Consider the following 17,429-nt stretch of genomic DNA (forward strand, 5'->3'; position numbering starts at 1 on the left):
CCGTCGAACCCGACCTGGGTGACGGCATGGCCGCCGGAACGTCACCCAGGTCGGGTTCGGGGCCAGGGGACTGGGCCGGATGAGCGACGTCCCAGGCGTCCCCTCTATCCCACGCGTCCCACGCGCCACTACGCTGGTCCGGCACCCGCAGGGTGGGTGCGCGGGCCCGCCGCGCGCCGGGCGGAACGGAAGCAAATCATGAGCGACCAGCCAGGCCGCACACGTTTCTTGACCGTGCTCGAGGTCGCCGACGTCATGCGCGTCTCCAAGATGACGGTCTACCGGCTGCTGCACTCGGGCGAGCTGCCCGGGGTCCGCGTCGGCCGCTCGTTCCGCGTGCCGCAGGACGCGCTCGACCACTACCTGGCCACGTCGCCGGCCGTGGAGACGCGCGAGCAGCCTCACGGCGAGGACCGCAAGTCCTCCTGAACGCCTGCGCGTCGCTCAGGGCCCTCGTGATCGCGTAAGGTAGAGCTTCGGACTTTGTTCGTGCGTGGTCGACTCGGTAGCACTCGATCTCTTCTACGCGTCGATCGACCACCAGAACGGCCCGTCGCCGGGCCTCCATCGGAAGCGAAGTGAGGACCCCATGGGCTCCGTCATCAAGAAGCGCCGCAAGCGGATGGCCAAGAAGAAGCACCGCAAGCTGCTGCGCAAGACGCGTCACCAGCGTCGCAACAAGAAGTGAGCCACGGCGGCCATCGGTCGCCTAGCTCCGACGATCGGGCCCGGCTCCTGCCGGGCCCGTCGTGTTTCCGGCACGAGCGTTCTACAACGATGTAGAGTTGCTCTGGTCTGGGACTCTGTCCCTTGGCAGGGGCGCGCACCAGGGAGACAGCGATGAGCACGGCCAAGCGGGGTTCCGCGGTGACGATGCACGAGGTCGCCGCGCGGGCAGGGGTGTCGATCAAGACCGTCTCCAACGTGGTCAACGGGTACCAGTACATCCGGCCCGCCACCAAGGAACGGGTCGAGGCGGCCATCGCCGACCTCGGGTACCAGGTGAACATCTCGGCGCGGAACCTGCGCCGCGGTCGGACCGGGATCATCGGGCTCGCCGTGCCGGAGCTGTCCCTCCCGTACTTCGCGGAGCTCGCCGACTCGGTCATCCGCGCGGCCGAGGCCCGGGGCCTGACCGTCCTCATCGAACAGACCGGGTCCGTGCGCGAGCGCGAGCTCGACGTGCTCTCCGGGCAGCGTCGGCACCTCACGGACGGGCTGATCTTCTCGCCGCTCGAGCTCGGGCCGCAGGACGCCGAGGCGCTGCACGTCGACTTCCCGATGGTGCTGCTCGGTGAGCGCATCTTCGGTGGACCCGCGGACCACGTCACCATGAACAACGTCGAGGCCGCCCGCGCCGCCACGCAGCACCTGCTCGACCTGGGGCGCCGGCGCATCGCCGTGATCGGAGCGCACGAGGGCGAGACCGTGGGCTCGGCCGCGCTGCGCGTGCAGGGCTACCGGCAGGCGCTCGAGGAGGCCGGCCTGACCGTGGACCCGGCGCTGATCGGCGAGGCCGGGCTGTGGCACCGCGCGACGGGCGCCGAGACGATGGAGCGGCTGCTGGACTCGGGCGTCGAGATCGATGCCGTGTTCGGCCTGAACGACGCCCTCGCCCTGGGCGCGCTGCACGCGCTGCACGCGCGGCGGATCGACGTCCCGGGGCAGATCGCAGTGATCGGCTTCGACGACATCGAGGAGACCGCCTACTCGTCCCCGACGCTGACCACCGTGGCGCCCGGGCGTGAGCAGATCGCGACGACGGCGGTCGACCTGCTGCTCGCGCGCATCGAGGAGATCGAGCCGGGCAGGCCCTTCGTGCAGGTCATCACCGACTTCGAGATCATCGGCCGGGAGTCGACGCTGGGCGAGCAGGCGGCCGCGGCGGCCGTGCCGAGCGCGTCGCAGAGCGCCTGAGGGGCTCGACCGATCAGGCCGTGCGGGCGTCGAGCGTGGTCAGCCGCTGGTCGACCAGCCAGCCGGACGCCAGCAGCGGCAGGCTGAGCCCGACCAGGGGCAGCAGCACCGTGACATAGGTGAACGTGACCGCCAGGACGGCGAGCACGGCCAGGACGGCCAGGCTGGTGACGGGGGAGAGCAGGGGCGCGACGGCGACGAACCGCCATGTGCGCGTCGCGGGGACGTCGTCGTACCGCCGGGCCACGGGCACCAGCGTGACGAGCGCGAGGACCAGGTAGGTGGTCAGCACGACGACGCCGACGGTGAGCACGGCCTTCGTCGGCCCCGGCGACGCGGCGGCGAGCACGGACGCGTCGAGCATCAGGAGCGCGAACCCGGCCGTGAGCGGTGCGCCGAGAAGGTTGAGCCGACGGAACCCCGCCCGGTACGCGGACCAGAACTCGCGCCACAGGTGCTCGGACGGGGAGCCGCCCACGAGCCGAGCGAGCAGGCCGCCGCCCGCTGCGAGCGCGGGGTAGGCGCCCAGCACCACGGCGCCGAGGAGCGTGCCGAGCACCACGAGCACGTTCACGGCGACCAGCTGGGTGCCGACGCGCAGGAACACCATCACGCGCCCGGCCCAGCCGTCCACCACGAGGTCGCTCACGATCCCACCCGGGTGCCCAGCGTCGCGTTGCCCTCCGCGTCGAGCCCGGCGAAGGACAACGTGCGGACGCCACGCACGGCGTCGACGGACGGGAACACCACGAGCTCGAAGCCCGGCCAGCCGAACTGGCCACCACCGTGCGAGGTGACGGTCGCCAGGAGCTCGTCGCCGATCGTCATGGTCCGCGACGTCGTGACGGACCCGGCCGTGGCCCGGTCGAACGTCACCAGCTCCCATGTCCCGGCGAGGTCGACCGGGTCGGTGGGCGGCGGGTCGTCGGGCTCGGCGTCGCCCGCCCACGGCTGCGGCGACACGGCCGGCCAGCCGTCGGCGGTCCAGACGAGCCGGCGGACCTGGACCTCGTGCTGCGTGGGGTCGCTGGCGTCACGGACGTGGTGGACCAGCAGCTGCCGGTCGCCGTCGGTCAGCACGGAGGCGTGCCCGGGGGCCAGCCACGAGCGACCGCCGTCGAGCGTGTGGCCCGCGAGCATGAGGGTGCCGACGAGGGCGGGGTCGCCGTCGAGGTCGGTGAGGTCGCGCCCCGCCCGGTCCGCGTACGGGCCGGTCAGCTGCGCGGAGACGCCGACGCGCACGTGGTAGGTCGAGAAGAGCGAGTCGTACGAGAGCACCAGGGCGTAGCCGCCGTCCGGGCGGGGGAGCACGAACGCGCCCTCGACAGCCCCCTCGACGCTGTGGGGGCGTCGGGCGAGCAGGACGCCGGGCGCCTCGCCGACGGCCAGGCCGGTGGTGGGGTCCAGCTCGAGCGCGTGGATGCCGCCGAAGAAGGAGCCGTAGACCATCCAGTGCCGCCCGTCGGCGTCGACCACGGCGTTCGCGTCGATCGCGTTCGGGCCGTCGACGTCGTGCCGGCTGGTCACCACGAGCCCGCGGTCCTCCCAGGGACCGGTCGGGTGTGGCGCCACCGCGAGGCCGATCGCGGAGGTGCGGGAGCCGAACGTCGACGCCGACCAGTACATGCGCCACTCGTCGCCCACCCGCACCACGTCGGGGGCCCACAGGCCGACCGCACCGGACCACGCGGCGCCGTCCGTCGGCACGCCGTCGAGCGCCCAGCCGTGGAACTCCCACGTGACCAGGTCCTTCGATCGGCGGATCTGGACGCCGGCGCGCACGGGACCGTCGGACCACGCGTCGGTGGAGAACAGCCAGTACGTGCCGTCGTCGTCGCGGACAGCGGTCGGGTCGTGCGCGTGCCGGCCGCCCCACAAGGCTGTGTCAGGGAGGAGCACGATCAGCCCTTCGACCCGGTGAGCGCGACGGACTCGATGATCTGCCGCTGGAAGATGAGGAACACGACCAGGATCGGCAGCAGCGCGACGAACGACGCGGCCATGATCAGCGGGTAGTCGCGTTGCGTCGCGAACTCGACGTTGAGGTTGGCGATGACCACCTGGAGCGTCTGCTTCTCCGGCGTGTTCAGGTAGAGGATCGGCGCCAGGTAGTCGTTCCAGATGAACATGAACCAGAGGATGAACTGGGCGGCGATCGCCGGCCGGATCATCGGCAGGATCATCACGCGGAAGATCTGCAGGTAGGACGCCCCGTCGATCTTGGCGGCCTCGATCATCGAGTCCGGCACCGTCGACAGGTACTGCCGCAGGAAGAAGATCATGATGATGTTCCCGAACAGCAGGGGGACGATCAGCGGCAGCAGGGTGTCCACCCAGTGCAGCCGGGAGAACATCACGAACTGCGGGATCATGATCGTCGGGTACGGCACCATCAGGCCCGACAGCAGGACGAGGAAGATCGCGTTCTTGTAGGGCAGCCGCAGCTTGGCCAGCGCGAACGCGGCGAGCGCGGACGTGAACGTCCCGATGATCGTCACGCTGAGCGCGACGATGAGGCTGTTCTTGAAGCCCGACAGGATCGGGGCCTCGGTCCACATGCGGATGAACGTGTCCCACTGCGGGGGGTTCGGGATCCAGACCGGGGGCAGGGCGAACACCTGCACCTTGGTCTTCAGCGCGGTCGTGAACATCCAGAGCAGCGGCGCGAGCATCGCGAGCGAGCCGACGGCGAGCAGGATGAACAGGGCGACGTTGCCGAGGCGGTTCTCCCGCTGGGCGCCCGTGCGGGGCTTGTCCTTCAACGCCGGGGTGGGCGGCTTCATCAAGGTCGTGGCCATGACAGCGTCTCCGTGTCTTCCTCAGTCGATGCTGAAGCTGTTGCGCCGGTTGAGGCGGAACTGGATGAAGGTGATGACGAAGACGAGCACGCCGAGGACGATCGACATCGCCGTCGCGTAGCCCATCTGCTGGTACTTGAACGCCTTGCGCACGATGTACCAGACGATCGAGGCGGAGCTGAACTCCGGTCCGCCGGCGGGCGTCATGATGTTGATCTCGGTGAAGATCTGGGACCCGGCGATGATGTTGGTGACCACCAGGAAGAAGGTCACCGGGCGCACCATCGGCAAGGTGATGTTCCGCAGCCGCTGGAACGCGTTGGCGCCGTCGAGCGCGGCGGCCTCGTGCAAGGAGGCGGGGACGCCCTGGATGGCCGCCAGGTACAGGAGCATCGAGTACCCGAGGCCCTTCCAGATGGCCATGATGATGATCGCGGGCTTGACGGTGGCGGTGTTCTGCAGCCAGTCGGGGCCCTCGATCCCGAACCAGGCGAGCACCTGGTTGATCAGGCCGAAGTCGCCGTTGTAGGCGAACTGCCACACGATCGCGATGGCGGCCAGCGACGAGATGACCGGCACGTAGTAGATGGTGCGGAACGCCGTGCGGCCGGGGATCTTCCGGTTCAGCGCCAGGGCCAGCAGGAGCGAGAGCGCCAGGCCGATCGGGATGCCGATCATGTAGAAGAACGTGTTGTACAGCGAGATGCGGAAGTACTCGTCGCCGAACAGGGTCACGTAGTTGTCGAGCCCGACGAACGTCATCGGACCCAGCCCGTTCCAGCTGGTCAGCGACGCGTACACCGCGAAGCAGATCGGGTACAGCGTGAAGAGCAGGAACCCGAGGATCGGGGCCGCGACGAACGCCAGCGCCCACCGGTGCTCCGTGCGGTGCAGGCGTCGGTTCGCCCGCTTCGCTCGTTGCTCGGACGTCAGACCGGTGGACGGCGACTCGACGGTCGTAGTCATCTCGGGTCCTTTCCAGGGGTCCCCGCCGCCCGGGGGCGTGCCCGGGCGGCGGGGACAGGGAGGAGGTGGTGGCTAGTTGCCGGCCGCGGCCTGCTCGGCGGTGGCGTTCGACTCGTCGAGGAGCGACTGCATCTTCGGCTGCTCCTCGGCCAGGTAGTCGGCGGCGGTCTGCTTGCCGTCGAGGACGGGCTGGATGTTGGTCCAGAGCTCGTCGTACCACTCGGCGCCGTACGTGAAGGCCGCCGGCATCGCCCGGCCGTAGTCCTGCGCGATGTCCAGGAACTCCTGGCGGTTGGCGGGCTCGGCGCCCTCCTCGGCCGCCCACGCCTCGGCCATGTCGATGAGGTTCGGGATCTGGATGTTGGCGTCGACGAGCGTCTGCTGCGCGTCGGCGTCGGTGCTCAGGTACGTGACCAGCTTGACCGCGTCGTCCTGGTGCTTCGACGTCGCGGAGACGCCGATGCCGAGCGAGCCGAGCCAGGTGGCCGTGCCACCGTCACCGACGGTCGGCCACGGGATCAGGTCGTACTCGAAGTCGAGGTCGTTGTAGACCGAGACGTCCCACGGCCCGACGGGGAAGAAGCCGATCTCGCCGGCCATCCAGCGCTGGTACGTGTCGAGCGTCGCGGCGTCGGACGCGGACGGCGTGACCTTGTCGACGTTGGTGAGGTCCGCGAACTTCTGCAGGGCGTCGGCGAACTCGGGGGTGTCCACGGTGACCTCGGTGCGGTCCTCGTTGGTCCAGTCGCCGCCGTTGCTCCAGACCAGCGACTGCAGGTTCCACTGGACGTTGAGCCCGGTGCCCCACTGGTCGACGGCGCCGTCACCGTCGGTGTCGACAGTGAGCTGCTTGCTGATGTCGACGAACTCGTCCCAGGTGAGCGGGACGTCCTTGTCGGGCAGCGGGATGCCCGCCGCCTCGAGCATCGTCTTGTTGTAGCCGAACGAGAACGGGCCGACGTCCTTGGGCAGCCCGTAGAGCTTGCCGTCCGGGGTGCCCTGGAGCGTGCCGTCGAACCGGTACGAGTCGACGCCGTACGGCCAGATGTTGTCCAGGTCGATGCCGCTCGCGTCGACCTGCTCGGTGATGTCGGCCAGGACGCCCGAGCTCACGTACGACTGCAGGCTCGCCTGCTCGATGTAGAACACGTCGGGCACGTTGTTGCCGGCGACGGCCGCCTGGAGCTTGGTGGCGTACTGGTCGGCGTCGGTCACGATGACCTTCACCTTCACGCCGGTGTCCTCGGTGTACTTCTTGATGGCGGCCTCGTACGCCGCCTTCTCGTCCGGTCCACCGCGGAACATGAACGTGATCTCCTTGTCGCCGCCGTCGCTTGCGCCGTCGCCGCCGTCGCTGCACGCCGTGAGCGTGAGCGTCCCGGCGACCGCGGCGCACACGGCGCCGGCGATGAGCCTGTTCCTCTTCATCGTCCTGCCTCCCATATCCCAAGGATGTGCGAGGTCACGGTCGCGTCGGGACCCGATGTGGGGCTGGTCCGTCAGGGTCGTCGTTGACCTCATTCGTTTGATCGACGCTGCATCTACAACGTTGATCTACAACGATGTAGAACATGACACGGCAACCGCCGCCGGGTCAAGCCACGAACGCATAACGGTCAGTTGACGGCATCCGAGCGGCCATGCATGATGCGTCTACAACGATGTAGAAGCCGACGGGCAAGGGGGCCTCCAGATGTCGCGCCACGCGCAGACACCACCCATGGGGTGGAACAGCTGGGACAGCTACGGGACGACGGTCACGCAGGACGAGGTCCTGGCCAACGCGGCCGTGCTGGCCGAGCGCTTGCTGCCGCACGGGTGGGACACCGTCGTCGTGGACATCGACTGGTACGACCCCGCGGCCCGCGCGCACGGCTACAACGACGGCTCGTCGCTCGTCCTCGACGCCTTCGGGCGCCAGCTCCCCGCCGAGAACAGGTTCCCGTCGGCCGCCGGCGGCCGCGGCTTCGGACCGCTCGCCGACGCGGTGCACACGCTCGGCCTCCGGTTCGGCGTGCACCTGATGCGGGGCATCCCGCGGATCGCCGTCGAGCAGGACCTCCCCGTGGAGGGCACCGCCTGGACCGCCCGCGACGCCGCCGACACCACCTCGGTCTGCCCGTGGAACGAGGACAACTACGGGCTCGACCACGACCACCCCGCCGCGCAGGCGTACCTCGACGGCCTCGTCGCACAGCTGGCGGGCTGGGGCGTCGACTTCCTCAAGGTCGACGACATGCTCGCGCCCTACCACCCGGACGCGGTCGAGGCGTGGGCGCGGGCGATCGAGCGCTCGGGCCGGGACATCGTCCTGTCGCTGTCGCCGGGCACCCACCTGTCCACCGCGCACGTCGACCACCTGCGCGAGCACGCCCAGATGTGGCGCATCTCCGACGACCTCTGGGACCGTTGGGAGGACGTGCACGCGCAGTTCGCGCGGCTCGCCCGGTGGGCTCCGTTCCAGCGCCCCGGCGGCTGGGCCGACGCCGACATGCTGCCGCTCGGCCGGATCGGCCTGCGCGCCGAACGCGGTGACGACCGGCAGAGCCGGCTCACCCCCGACGAGCAGCGCACGATCCTCACGCTCTGGGTGATGGCGCGCTCGCCGCTGATGGTCGGGGGAGACCTGCCGACCAGCGACCCCGCGACGCTCGACCTGCTGGCCAACCCTGCCGTCGGCCGCGTCCTGAGGAATGCCACCGACGGGCGTGAGGTCGTCCGCGAGCCGCTCGACGACGGCGAGCTGATCGTGTGGACCGCGGTCGACGGGGCCACGACGTACGTCGCCGCCTTCTGGACCGGGCCTTCCTCGCGGACGGTCTCGATCCCGCTCGCGTCGCTGGTCGGCCACGTCGCCGCCGGCGACACCTGGACCACCCGGGACCTGTGGGACCCCGGGACCACCCCCGACCTCCACCCGACCGCGTGGGAACCCGAGGGGGCACTCGTCCTCGAGGTCCCGTCCCACGGGGTGCGCTGGACCGCTCTCGACAATCGACCGAACCAGGAGACCTCATGATCCCCGTCCGACTCACCCTCGACCCGGCCTTCCGGGTCGGTCCGGTCCGCCGGCGCACGTTCGGCTCGTTCGTCGAGCACCTGGGCCGCTGCGTCTACACGGGCATCCACGACCCCGCGCACCCGACGGCCGACGCCGACGGGTTCCGCAAGGACGTGCTCGAGCTGACCCGTGAGCTGGGCGTCAGCACCGTGCGCTACCCCGGCGGCAACTTCGTCTCGGGCTACCGGTGGGAGGACGGTGTCGGCCCGCGCGACCAGCGCCCGGCCCGCCTCGACCTCGCGTGGCACTCGACCGACCCCAACACGGTCGGCGTCGAGGAGTTCATGCGCTGGGCGAGGCTGGCCGAGGTCGAGCCGATGATGGCCGTGAACCTGGGCACGCGCGGCGTGCAGGAGGCCGTCGACCTGCTCGAGTACTGCAACGTCCGCGGCGGCACGCGCCTGTCCGACCAGCGCCGCGCGAACGGTGCGGAGGACCCGTACGACGTGCGCATGTGGTGCCTGGGCAACGAGATGGACGGCCCGTGGCAGATCGGCCACAAGACGGCCTACGAGTACGGCCGGCTGGCCGCCGAGACCGGCCGGGCGATGCGCATGGTCGACCCGGACCTCGAGCTCGTCGCCTGCGGGTCCTCCGGCGTCGCCATCCCGACGTTCGGCGAGTGGGAGCGGATCGTGCTCACCGAGGCCTACGAGCAGGTCGACCTCATCTCCGCCCACGCGTACTACTGGGAGGAGGACGGCGACCTCGGCTCGTTCCTGGCCTCGGCCGTGGACATGGACCACTTCGTCGAGTCCGTGAGCGCGACCGCGGACGCCGTGCGCGCGCACAAGAAGCTGGACAAGCGGATCCACATCTCGTTCGACGAGTGGAACGTCTGGTACCAGCACCGCGCCGAGTCCAAGCCGCCGACCGGGCACGACTGGCCCGTCGCACCCGTGCTGCTGGAGGACAGGTACAACGTCGCGGACGCCGTCGTGGTCGGCAACCTGCTGATCTCGCTGCTGCGGCACACCGACCGCGTGCACTCCGCGTCGCTCGCGCAGCTGGTCAACGTGATCGCGCCGATCATGACCGAGCCGGGCGGCCGGTCCTGGAAGCAGACGATCTTCCACCCGTTCGCACAGGCGTCCCGGTACGCCCGCGGCGACGTGCTCCAGGTCGCCGTCGAGGCGCCCACCTACGAGACGGCGAAGTACGGCGACGCCGCCCTGGTCGACGCCGTGGCCACCCGCGACGCCGAGACGGGCGACGTCGCACTGTTCGCGGTCAACCGCTCGCTGACCGAGACGGTCACGATCGAGGTCGACGCGCGCTCGCTGCCCGGCCTGCGCGTCGTCGAGGCGACCACGCTGGCCAACCCGGACCACACCTGGTCCGCCACGGCCGACGACGACAGCTCGGTGGCGCCGCGGATCAACACGAGTGCGACCGTCCGGGACGGCCGCGTGTCGGTGCAGGTGCCGCCGGTGTCCTGGAACGTCGTCCGGCTGGGGGTCTGACCGCCGTGCGTCGCGCCGTCGTGGCGGGTCTCGCGCTCGCGCTCATGGTCAGCACGGCTGCCTGTACGCGTCCGGAGGCCGACCCCGCCGCGACGGCGCTGCCCCTCACCGGGGACATCCACACCCACGACCCCGCCCTCGTGGTGGGCGGCGAGGGGGAACCCTGGTACGTGTTCTCCACGGGTGACGTCCGGGAGGGCCTCGGCTCTCCGCAGATCCGACGGTCCACCGACGACGGCCTCACGTGGGAGCTCGTCGGCACCGTCTGGGGCGCCAAGACCCGCCCGGAGTGGGCCTACGAGGCCGTCCCGGGGGTGTCCAACTTCTGGGCGCCCGAGGTGATCGAGCACGACGGCACGTTCTACCTCTACTACTCGGCGTCGACGTTCGGCTCGAACGCGTCGGCGATCGGGCTGACCACGAACACGACGCTCGACCCCGACGACCCCGAGTACGCCTGGGTGGACCAGGGCGAGGTCCTCCGGTCGGTGCCGGGGGAGACCGACTACAACGCGATCGACCCCGGCGTGATCACGGACGCGGACGGCACGCCGTGGATGGCGTTCGGCTCGTTCTGGGGCGGCATCCAGCTGGTCGAGCTGTCCTGGCCGTCGGGCAAGCCGGTGGCGGGTGCGGAACCGACGACGATCGCGAGCCGCACCTCGCCGCCGAACGCGATCGAGGCGCCCTACCTGGTGCTCCGCGACGGCTGGTTCTACCTGTTCGTGTCGCGCGACTCCTGCTGCCGGGGCACCGACTCGACCTACAACATCGCCGTCGGGCGCTCGCGGAACGTCACCGGTCCGTACGTCGACCGGTCCGGCAAGGAGATGACCATGGACGGCGGCGAGCAGCTGCTGACCTCGACCGGCGACATGGTCGGGCCGGGCGGGCAGTCCGTCTCCCAGGGCTATCTCGCGTTCCACTACTACGACGCTGCCGCCGGGGGCGACTTCCGGCTGGAGATCCGCGAGCTGGCGTGGGACGAGGACGGCTGGCCCGTCGCGACGACGCGCGAGGAGCAGGACTAGGTCGACATCGCGATCCGTCGGGACGGGCGTCGACATCGGACACGGCGCGGACGTGGTTACAGGTCGAGAGTCGGTTCCACCGAGCTGATGACCTTCCGCTTCTCCCGCGCGTACGCGATCTCGCGCCGTGTCGACTCTCCGACGTAGCCGCCTTCGCTCACCACGCGGACCTCGTCCGCCAGGTCGATCCGCCTCAGGTGCAGCTCGCCCAGAGCCTCGCGCGTGGAGGGCGTCAGCTCGTCGCTCGTCGCCTCGGGACCCAGCACGATCACGCCTCGGGAGGTCAGCCGCCGTCGCTCCAGCTCGAACAGGTCCTGGAAGCGCAGCGAGCCGCAGAGGCACACCACCGTGGGTCGTTCGACGGCGTCCACCGACGCATCTCCTCGCAGTCGCCGAAGCGGTCTAGATGTACTGACCAGGACCGTTGTTGACGTGACGAGAGACCTCCGGGTCGAGTGGGAACTGCTGAAGGAACCCACTAGGACCAACGGAGGTCTCTCGTGTCTCACGCTAATGCCCCGATGAACCCGCCCGGGCGGCTGTTGATGGTCCAGCGGATCGCGGCGGGTCGCCCGGTCGCGCACGTAGCCGCGGAGATGGGCGTCTCACGCACGACCGCATGGCGATGGTGGCGCCGGTACCAGGCCGAGGGAAGGGCCGGGCTGGTGGATCGGTCGAGCGTCGCCCACCGACACCCGCACCGCACACCGGCCTGTGTGGAGACACGGGTACGGATCGCGCGGATGCTCTCGCGACGCGGACCGGTCTGGATCGGGCATCACCTCGGACTGCCGGCCTCGACCGTGGGCCGGATCCTGGCCCGCCACCAGGTCCCCAGGTTGGCCGACTGCGACCCGCTGACCGGGCAGCTGATCCGCGCCACCCGCCGCTCGGCGAACCGCTACGAGCACCCCTATCCGGGTTCGCTGGTGCACATCGATGTCAAGAAGCTCGGCCGGATCCCCGACGGTGGCGGGTGGAAGGCACACGGCCGCGGCGAACGCCCCAACCGCCTACGCGGGTCGGGTTATGACTACGTGCACACCGCGATCGACGACCACTCCCGGCTGGCCTACGCCGAGATCCACGACGACGAGAAGGGCGCCACCGCTGCCCAGTTCCTGACCCGAGCGGTCGCGTTCTACGCGGACCACAGCATCCACGTCGAGCGTGTGATCAGCGACAACGCATTCTGCTACCGGCGCTCGGTCGCGTTCCGTGCGGCTATCGCCGAGCTCGGCATCGACCAGAAGTTCATCCGCCCGCACTGCCCGTGGACCAACGGGAAGGTCGAGCGCCTCAACCGCACCCTGGCCAGCGAGTGGGCCTACTCCCAGGTCTTCGCCACCAACACCGACCGCGCAGCACTCTTGCCCGCCTGGCTCGAGCACTACAACCTGGAACGACCCCACCTCGGCATCGGCGGCCAACGCCCCATCGACCGCGTCAACAACGCTGCGGGTCAGTACATCTAGAGCGGGCGTTCGAGCACGTAGTCGTCCTCGACCCGGGTGCCGACGGTGAAGTGCTTGGTGCCGACGACCGCGAACCCCGACCGCACGTAGAACGCCTGCGCCCGCGCGTTCTGCTGGTTCACGCCCAGCCACATCCCGTGCGCGCCGCGCTCGCGGGCGACCTCCAGCGACGCGGTCATCAGCGCGTTGGCGATCCCGGCGCCGTGGTGGTCGGGGTGCACGTAGCACTTGGACAGCTCGATGGTCGGGCGCAGGTGGAGCGCCGCCTGCACGTCCTCGTCCGCGGGCTCCCCGGCGACCAGCATGGTGTAGCCGACGAGCTCGTCATCCCCGGCGACCAGCACGTCCCGGGAAGGGTCGTCGAGGTACTCCGCGAACCGCTGAGGCGAGAGCACCGCCTCGATGAACGCCTGCTGGTCCTGCGCGGTGGAGCCGGGCGGACAGGCGAGCGGGAACGTCAGTGCCGCGAGCCGCGCGAGCGCGTCGAGCTCACCGTGCTCAGCGGGCCGGACCGTCACAGGACGTCCTCGGGACCGCCGGTACCGCGCCACGAGCGCACGATGGCACGGGCGATGAGCCCGCCGGCCCAGGCCAGCCCGGCCAGGCTCGCGACCGTCGTGCCCCGTCGCGCGTTGCGCCGTCGGTTGCGGAACTCGCGCACCGGCCAGCCGACGGTGGCCGCGTAGCGGCGCAGGCGGCGGTCGGGGTTGATCGCGCAGGGGAAGCCGACCTCGGACAGGATCGCGACGTCGTTGGTGGAGTCGCCGTACGCGTACGACGTCGACAGGTCGATGCCTTCGCGCTCGGCGATCGCGCGCACGGCGTCGGCCTTGGCCTGACCGTGCAGCATGTCGCCCACCAGCCGGCCGGTGTAGAAGCCGTCCGCGTGCTCGGCGATGGTGCCCAGCGACCCCGTCGCACCGAGGCGCCGGGCGATCAGCGACCCGATCTCCACGGGCGTCGCCGTGACCAGCCAGACGGAGTGCCCCGCGGCGATGTGCTGGTCGAGGAGCCGCTGCGTCCCCGGGTAGATCCGCAGACACAGCACCTCGTCGTAGACGTCCTCCGCGATGGCGGTGACCTCGGCCACCGAGTGGCCCTTCATGATCGACAGCGCCCGGCTGCGGACCTCGTCGATCTGGTGCTTGTTCTCGCCGAACGTTAGGTACCGGAACTGGTGGAACCCGAACTCGATCAGGTCCCGCCGCCGGAAGAAGCCGCGGCGGTACAGGCCCACGCCCAGGTGGAACGCGCTGGCGCCGCGGATGATCGTGTTGTCGACGTCGAAGAACGCGCCGGTGCCGGGACCGTCCGGGCCGGACCCCGGGTCCCGCAGCACGGGAGCGGGGGCGCTGGAGTTCCCGGACGCCTGACGCACCTGGTCACTGTAAGGGCCTGTGGACGGTTTTCGTCCGTTCGACCACCTCGGTGGTCTCGGAGCCGACCCGGCCCCGATGCATCGGTCAGGTTGAGGGAGCAACTGTGGTCTTGCGCCTGGTGCGCGGCGATTTCTTGCGGGTCAACGGTGGCGCACCCGCTGCCACCCACGCGTCCTCGCACCGCCGCCCGAGAGCGGCAATGTTGATGGCTGCGTTCACGTCCGCGTGGGCACCGTGCCCACAGGCGGTGCAGTGGAACGTGGCCTGATCGACCCGGTTGTCTGGGTCGATGTGATTGCACACGGAGCAGGTGCGGGACGTGTCGCGGGGGTTGACCGCCCAGATCCGACGCCCGGCACTCTCAGCCTTGACGCAGATCCTGACACCCAACAACCCCAGCGCCGCGTCCTGCAGCTCCCGGTTCAAGCCCTTCTTCGCGGACACGTTCGTGCCGGGGTTCTCCATCGTTCCCTTCGCGGACTTCGTCATCGCCACGAGGCGGAGGTCCTCCAACGCGACGACGTGGGTCTTCTCGACGATCGCCTTTGCGGTGTGCCATGCCCAGTTGTCGACTCGGTTCGCAGCGGCGCGCCGCTCCCGTGCGATGCGGGTGCCCAGCTGCTTCCAGGCACGTGACCGCTTCCTCTTGCGTGCCTGCGCGCGCTCGAGGTCCGCGATGTCCGTGCGCAGCGCCCTGCGGTACTTCGGCATCCGATGCAGGTCACCAGCGGACGTCGCGGCGGCGACGACAACGCCCCGGTCGACACCGGTGATCGAGCTCACCGCAGGGGTAGCGTCGACCGCAACACCTGTGAACCCGACGGTGGCGCGCCACGCCCAGCCCGTTCCAGCCTGACGGCGGGTCACCGTCAGGGTCTTGGGGACGCCGCCACGTTCGAGCATCCGGCCGAGCTGATGTGCGGCGGACTTCGGGAGACCGATGACGCCGATGCCCTGGAGCCGCAGGCTGCGCGTTTCGGCGTTGACGGCCCAGGACGTGGGTTCGTCCCAGAATGCCGTGTTGTAGCGGCGGCGCGATCGGAACCGGGGGTAGCCGGGCGTCTGGCCGGCTTTGACCCGGCGGAAGAACGCGGACATCGCCTCGTCGCACCGCTTGATCGCCCCGCGCACTGGCTGGATGCCGAATGCGAGTGCGTCGTCGCGGACACCGCGCAGGTCTTTGACCTCGTTGAACTGGTCCTGCCACGACAGCGTCTTGCTGGCCATCCGATACGCGTCCCTGCGTTCCTGGAGAGCTGCGTTGTAAACCTCGCACGAGATCGACAGAAGCTCCTGCAGCTGAGCCTCCTGCTTGCGGGAGGGCCTGAACGCGAACTGCGCCTTGCGAGCCACGGTGACGTCAGTACCGTCGACGACGAGAGAGCCGGGGCCGTACCGCTTCGACTGCTCCCGTGACGCGATCACGATCCAGATACTGCCGTCGACCACCCACATCGCACTCAGCCGTCGTGGGTCGGGTACGCCACGGCCATCCGACCGTCCAGTCACCAGCTAACCTGAGCGAGAGCTGTCCACGGGCCCAAGAGATGGTCGTGCGTGGACGTGGTGCCCGTCCACCCGTACGGGCGCGTCATGAGACGGTGAGGCCATGACGCGTGTGGTGCTCTACGGCCGAGTCGGCTGCCATCTGTGCGACGACGCACGGGAGGTGGTGCGGACGGTGTGCGCGGAGACCGGCACCGGGTGGACCGAGGTCGATATCGACACGGCCGAGACGCCCGGCCGGGACCTCGCCTCCGAGCTGGGCGAGCTGGTCCCGGTGGTCGAGGTCGACGGTGTGCAGCAGGGCTACTGGCGGATCGACGCGAACCGGCTGCGCCGAACCCTTACCCCGGCTGGTCCCCGCCCCCTAGCCTGACCAGCAGGGCTCGGGCGACCGGGTCCCACAAGGGGCGTTCGCGGGAGTCGATGTGGACACGCAGCGGAGGGGACCCCGGGCGCACACCAGGGCAGCGGAGCCGGGTGCGGTCGGGCGGTCGGGCGCGCGAGACGTGCCCACGGCCACGGTCGCCCGGCTGCCCGGCTACCTGCGGGTCCTGCACGGCCTGACGGCCGACGGGGTGGTCACCACGTCGTCGGAGGAGCTGGCCGCCGGTGCGGGGGTCACCCCGGCGCAGCTGCGCAAGGACCTGTCGTTCCTGGGCTCCTACGGCCGGCGCGGGGTGGGGTACGACGTCCTGCACCTCTCGGAGCAGATCTCGGTTGTGCTGGGCCTGACGACGCAGCGGCGGGTCGTCATCGTGGGCATCGGCAACCTCGGGCACGCGCTGGCCAGCTACTCGGTGTTCGCCGAGCGCGGGTTCGCGGTGGTCGGTCTCGTCGACGCGGACCCCGCGGTGGTGGGGACGACGGTCGGAGGGCTGGTCGTGCAGCCGCCGGCCGCGTTGCACGACGTGGTCAGCGGGTCGGACGCCACCATCGGCATCATCGCCACGCCCGCGGCCGTCGCGCAGGACGTGTGCGACGAGCTGGTCGCGGCCGGTGTCGTCGGCATCCTCACGTTCGCCCCGCGGGCGCTCCGGGTGCCGCCGCACGTGGACCTGCGGGCGGTGGACGTCGCCTCCGAGCTGCAGATCCTCGCGTTCCACGACCGCCGGCGCACCGGGACGGGCGCCTGAGCATGCGAACGGCCGGGTCCGTGAGGGACCCGGCCGTCGTCGTGCAGGGGGCGGTGTCAGCCCTTGATGGTCGAGACGTCGAGCGCGATGACGACCTTGTCGGACACCAGGACGCCACCGGCCTCGAGGGCCGCGTTCCAGGTGAGGCCGAAGTCCTTGCGGGAGATCGTCACGCTGGCCTCGAAGCCGGCGCGCGTGTTGCCGAACGGGTCGACCGCGGTGCCGTTGAACTCGGTCTCGAGCTCGACGGGCCGCGTGACGCCGTGAATGGTCAGGTCGCCGGCGATGACGTAGTTCGTGCCAGCGCCACGGACCTCGGTGGAGACGAACGTCCACTGGCCGAACTTCTCGACGTCGAAGAAGTCGCCGCTCTTGAGGTGGCCGTCGCGGTTGGCGTCGCCGGTGCTGACGGTCGACGGGTCGAGCGTGACGGAGACCGCGGTGGTCGCCAGGTCGTCGCCGACCGTGACCGTGCCGTCGGTGACCGCGACGGTGCCGCGGACCTTGGAGATGCCGGCGTGCCGGACGGTGAACGCCGCCTCGGTGTGCGAGGCGTCGATGGCCCAGGTGCCCGTCGTGAGGCCGGCGGGAAGGGTGGTGGTCGCGGTGCTCATGGAATCCTCCGTGGTTGTTGAACTGTCAACCAAACTGTTAGTTCAAAGTTGTACTACACTCGCTCCAGGGCCGCAACCCCACGACC

19 protein-coding genes are annotated in these 17,429 nt (G+C 70.2%); 9 read left to right on the forward strand and 10 right to left on the reverse strand.

Annotation, left to right across the window (positions count from 1 at the left end; translation table 11 throughout):
- Nucleotides 1-198 precede the first annotated feature (198 nt).
- The 3 genes from J2X26_RS17760 (at nucleotide 199) to J2X26_RS17770 (ending at nucleotide 1,917) form a co-directional block, all read left to right on the forward strand.
- Entirely contained in the window at nucleotides 199-429 is a 231-nt protein-coding gene (locus J2X26_RS17760) for a helix-turn-helix domain-containing protein (protein WP_307494034.1), read from the forward strand.
- Between the two features lie 160 nt (nucleotides 430-589).
- Complete coding sequence (locus tag J2X26_RS17765) at nucleotides 590-688, forward strand: 30S ribosomal protein bS22 (RefSeq protein ID WP_003792170.1); 99 nt, start codon at nucleotides 590-592, stop codon at nucleotides 686-688.
- Nucleotides 689-840: 152 nt separating this feature from the next.
- Nucleotides 841-1,917: a LacI family DNA-binding transcriptional regulator gene (locus tag J2X26_RS17770; RefSeq protein ID WP_307494035.1), complete on the forward strand. Its 1,077-nt coding sequence runs from the start codon at nucleotides 841-843 to the stop codon at nucleotides 1,915-1,917.
- 13 nt (nucleotides 1,918-1,930) lie between these two features.
- Here the strand turns inward: J2X26_RS17770 and J2X26_RS17775 are convergent, their stop codons facing one another.
- The 5 genes from J2X26_RS17775 to J2X26_RS17795 all read right to left on the reverse strand — a co-directional run bounded on the left by J2X26_RS17775 (nucleotide 1,931) and on the right by J2X26_RS17795 (nucleotide 7,109).
- Complete coding sequence (locus J2X26_RS17775; RefSeq protein ID WP_307494036.1) at nucleotides 1,931-2,566, reverse strand: DUF624 domain-containing protein; 636 nt, start codon at nucleotides 2,564-2,566, stop codon at nucleotides 1,931-1,933.
- Nucleotides 2,563-3,816, reverse strand: coding sequence for an arabinan endo-1,5-alpha-L-arabinosidase (locus J2X26_RS17780; protein WP_307494037.1), 1,254 nt, complete (start codon nucleotides 3,814-3,816; stop codon nucleotides 2,563-2,565). The genes J2X26_RS17775 and J2X26_RS17780 overlap by 4 nt, the downstream gene beginning before the upstream one ends.
- Nucleotides 3,817-3,818: 2 nt before the next feature.
- Nucleotides 3,819-4,715 carry a carbohydrate ABC transporter permease gene (locus J2X26_RS17785; RefSeq protein WP_307494038.1) on the reverse strand — a complete coding sequence of 299 codons (897 nt, stop codon included), beginning with the start codon at nucleotides 4,713-4,715 and terminating at the stop codon, nucleotides 3,819-3,821.
- 21 nt (nucleotides 4,716-4,736) lie between these two features.
- Nucleotides 4,737-5,681 (reverse strand): carbohydrate ABC transporter permease, encoded by a 945-nt coding sequence (locus J2X26_RS17790; RefSeq protein WP_307494039.1) that lies wholly within the window; start codon nucleotides 5,679-5,681, stop codon nucleotides 4,737-4,739.
- Between the two features lie 72 nt (nucleotides 5,682-5,753).
- Entirely contained in the window at nucleotides 5,754-7,109 is a 1,356-nt protein-coding gene (locus J2X26_RS17795; protein ID WP_307494040.1) for an ABC transporter substrate-binding protein, read from the reverse strand.
- Nucleotides 7,110-7,401: 292 nt separating this feature from the next.
- Between J2X26_RS17795 and J2X26_RS17800 the strand changes: the two genes are divergently transcribed.
- The 3 genes from J2X26_RS17800 to J2X26_RS17810 are packed head-to-tail and all read left to right on the forward strand — an operon-like array spanning nucleotide 7,402 to nucleotide 11,236.
- On the forward strand, nucleotides 7,402-8,700 hold the full coding sequence (locus tag J2X26_RS17800) for a glycoside hydrolase family 27 protein (protein ID WP_307494041.1): 1,299 nt from the start codon (nucleotides 7,402-7,404) through the stop codon (nucleotides 8,698-8,700).
- Nucleotides 8,697-10,205: an arabinosylfuranosidase ArfA gene (arfA, locus tag J2X26_RS17805; RefSeq protein WP_307494042.1), complete on the forward strand. Its 1,509-nt coding sequence runs from the start codon at nucleotides 8,697-8,699 to the stop codon at nucleotides 10,203-10,205. The genes J2X26_RS17800 and arfA overlap by 4 nt, the downstream gene beginning before the upstream one ends.
- 5 nt (nucleotides 10,206-10,210) lie before the next feature.
- Nucleotides 10,211-11,236 carry an arabinan endo-1,5-alpha-L-arabinosidase gene (locus tag J2X26_RS17810; RefSeq protein ID WP_307494043.1) on the forward strand — a complete coding sequence of 342 codons (1,026 nt, stop codon included), beginning with the start codon at nucleotides 10,211-10,213 and terminating at the stop codon, nucleotides 11,234-11,236.
- 56 nt (nucleotides 11,237-11,292) lie between these two features.
- Here the strand turns inward: J2X26_RS17810 and J2X26_RS17815 are convergent, their stop codons facing one another.
- Nucleotides 11,293-11,607 carry a hypothetical protein gene (locus J2X26_RS17815; protein WP_307494044.1) on the reverse strand — a complete coding sequence of 105 codons (315 nt, stop codon included), beginning with the start codon at nucleotides 11,605-11,607 and terminating at the stop codon, nucleotides 11,293-11,295.
- A gap of 129 nt (nucleotides 11,608-11,736) precedes the next feature.
- On the opposite strand from J2X26_RS17815, the gene J2X26_RS17820 reads away from it, so the two are divergent.
- Entirely contained in the window at nucleotides 11,737-12,711 is a 975-nt protein-coding gene (locus tag J2X26_RS17820) for an IS481 family transposase (protein ID WP_307494045.1), read from the forward strand.
- Here J2X26_RS17820 and J2X26_RS17825 read toward each other — a convergent pair.
- The 3 genes from J2X26_RS17825 to J2X26_RS17835 form a co-directional block, all read right to left on the reverse strand.
- Nucleotides 12,708-13,229, reverse strand: a complete 522-nt coding sequence (locus tag J2X26_RS17825; RefSeq protein ID WP_307494046.1) for a GNAT family N-acetyltransferase — start codon at nucleotides 13,227-13,229, stop codon at nucleotides 12,708-12,710. The genes J2X26_RS17820 and J2X26_RS17825 overlap by 4 nt on opposite strands.
- Nucleotides 13,226-14,050: an HAD family hydrolase gene (locus J2X26_RS17830; RefSeq protein WP_307494161.1), complete on the reverse strand. Its 825-nt coding sequence runs from the start codon at nucleotides 14,048-14,050 to the stop codon at nucleotides 13,226-13,228. The genes J2X26_RS17825 and J2X26_RS17830 overlap by 4 nt, the downstream gene beginning before the upstream one ends.
- A gap of 124 nt (nucleotides 14,051-14,174) precedes the next feature.
- Entirely contained in the window at nucleotides 14,175-15,545 is a 1,371-nt protein-coding gene (locus J2X26_RS17835; RefSeq protein ID WP_307494047.1) for an RNA-guided endonuclease InsQ/TnpB family protein, read from the reverse strand.
- Nucleotides 15,546-15,699: 154 nt separating this feature from the next.
- Between J2X26_RS17835 and J2X26_RS17840 the strand changes: the two genes are divergently transcribed.
- Complete coding sequence (locus J2X26_RS17840) at nucleotides 15,700-15,969, forward strand: glutaredoxin family protein (RefSeq protein ID WP_307494048.1); 270 nt, start codon at nucleotides 15,700-15,702, stop codon at nucleotides 15,967-15,969.
- Nucleotides 15,970-16,021: 52 nt separating this feature from the next.
- The gene (locus J2X26_RS17845; protein WP_307494049.1) at nucleotides 16,022-16,729 is read left to right on the forward strand and encodes a redox-sensing transcriptional repressor Rex; all 708 of its coding nucleotides are present in this window, start codon (nucleotides 16,022-16,024) and stop codon (nucleotides 16,727-16,729) included.
- Between the two features lie 56 nt (nucleotides 16,730-16,785).
- On the opposite strand, the gene J2X26_RS17850 is transcribed toward J2X26_RS17845, so the two are convergent.
- Complete coding sequence (locus J2X26_RS17850; RefSeq protein WP_307494050.1) at nucleotides 16,786-17,343, reverse strand: YceI family protein; 558 nt, start codon at nucleotides 17,341-17,343, stop codon at nucleotides 16,786-16,788.
- Nucleotides 17,344-17,429 lie beyond the last annotated feature (86 nt).

The sequence above is a fragment of the Cellulomonas humilata genome (assembly GCF_030814415.1).
In the GTDB taxonomy this organism is placed as follows: domain Bacteria; phylum Actinomycetota; class Actinomycetes; order Actinomycetales; family Cellulomonadaceae; genus Cellulomonas; species Cellulomonas humilata_A.

Excerpts from the sequence above, each read along its gene's own strand:
- J2X26_RS17800 (WP_307494041.1), top strand. The coding sequence starts at position 7,402 with ATGGGGTGGAACAGCTGGGACAGCTACGGGACGACGGTCACGCAGGAC.
- J2X26_RS17790 (WP_307494039.1), bottom strand. The coding sequence starts at position 5,681 with ATGACTACGACCGTCGAGTCGCCGTCCACCGGTCTGACGTCCGAGCAA.
- J2X26_RS17785 (WP_307494038.1), bottom strand. The coding sequence starts at position 4,715 with ATGGCCACGACCTTGATGAAGCCGCCCACCCCGGCGTTGAAGGACAAG.
- J2X26_RS17840 (WP_307494048.1), top strand. The coding sequence starts at position 15,700 with ATGACGCGTGTGGTGCTCTACGGCCGAGTCGGCTGCCATCTGTGCGAC.
- J2X26_RS17795 (WP_307494040.1), bottom strand. The coding sequence starts at position 7,109 with ATGAAGAGGAACAGGCTCATCGCCGGCGCCGTGTGCGCCGCGGTCGCC.
- arfA (WP_307494042.1), top strand. The coding sequence starts at position 8,697 with ATGATCCCCGTCCGACTCACCCTCGACCCGGCCTTCCGGGTCGGTCCG.
- J2X26_RS17770 (WP_307494035.1), top strand. The coding sequence starts at position 841 with ATGAGCACGGCCAAGCGGGGTTCCGCGGTGACGATGCACGAGGTCGCC.
- J2X26_RS17760 (WP_307494034.1), top strand. The coding sequence starts at position 199 with ATGAGCGACCAGCCAGGCCGCACACGTTTCTTGACCGTGCTCGAGGTC.
- J2X26_RS17765 (WP_003792170.1), top strand. The coding sequence starts at position 590 with ATGGGCTCCGTCATCAAGAAGCGCCGCAAGCGGATGGCCAAGAAGAAG.
- J2X26_RS17835 (WP_307494047.1), bottom strand. The coding sequence starts at position 15,545 with ATGTGGGTGGTCGACGGCAGTATCTGGATCGTGATCGCGTCACGGGAG.
- J2X26_RS17850 (WP_307494050.1), bottom strand. The coding sequence starts at position 17,343 with ATGAGCACCGCGACCACCACCCTTCCCGCCGGCCTCACGACGGGCACC.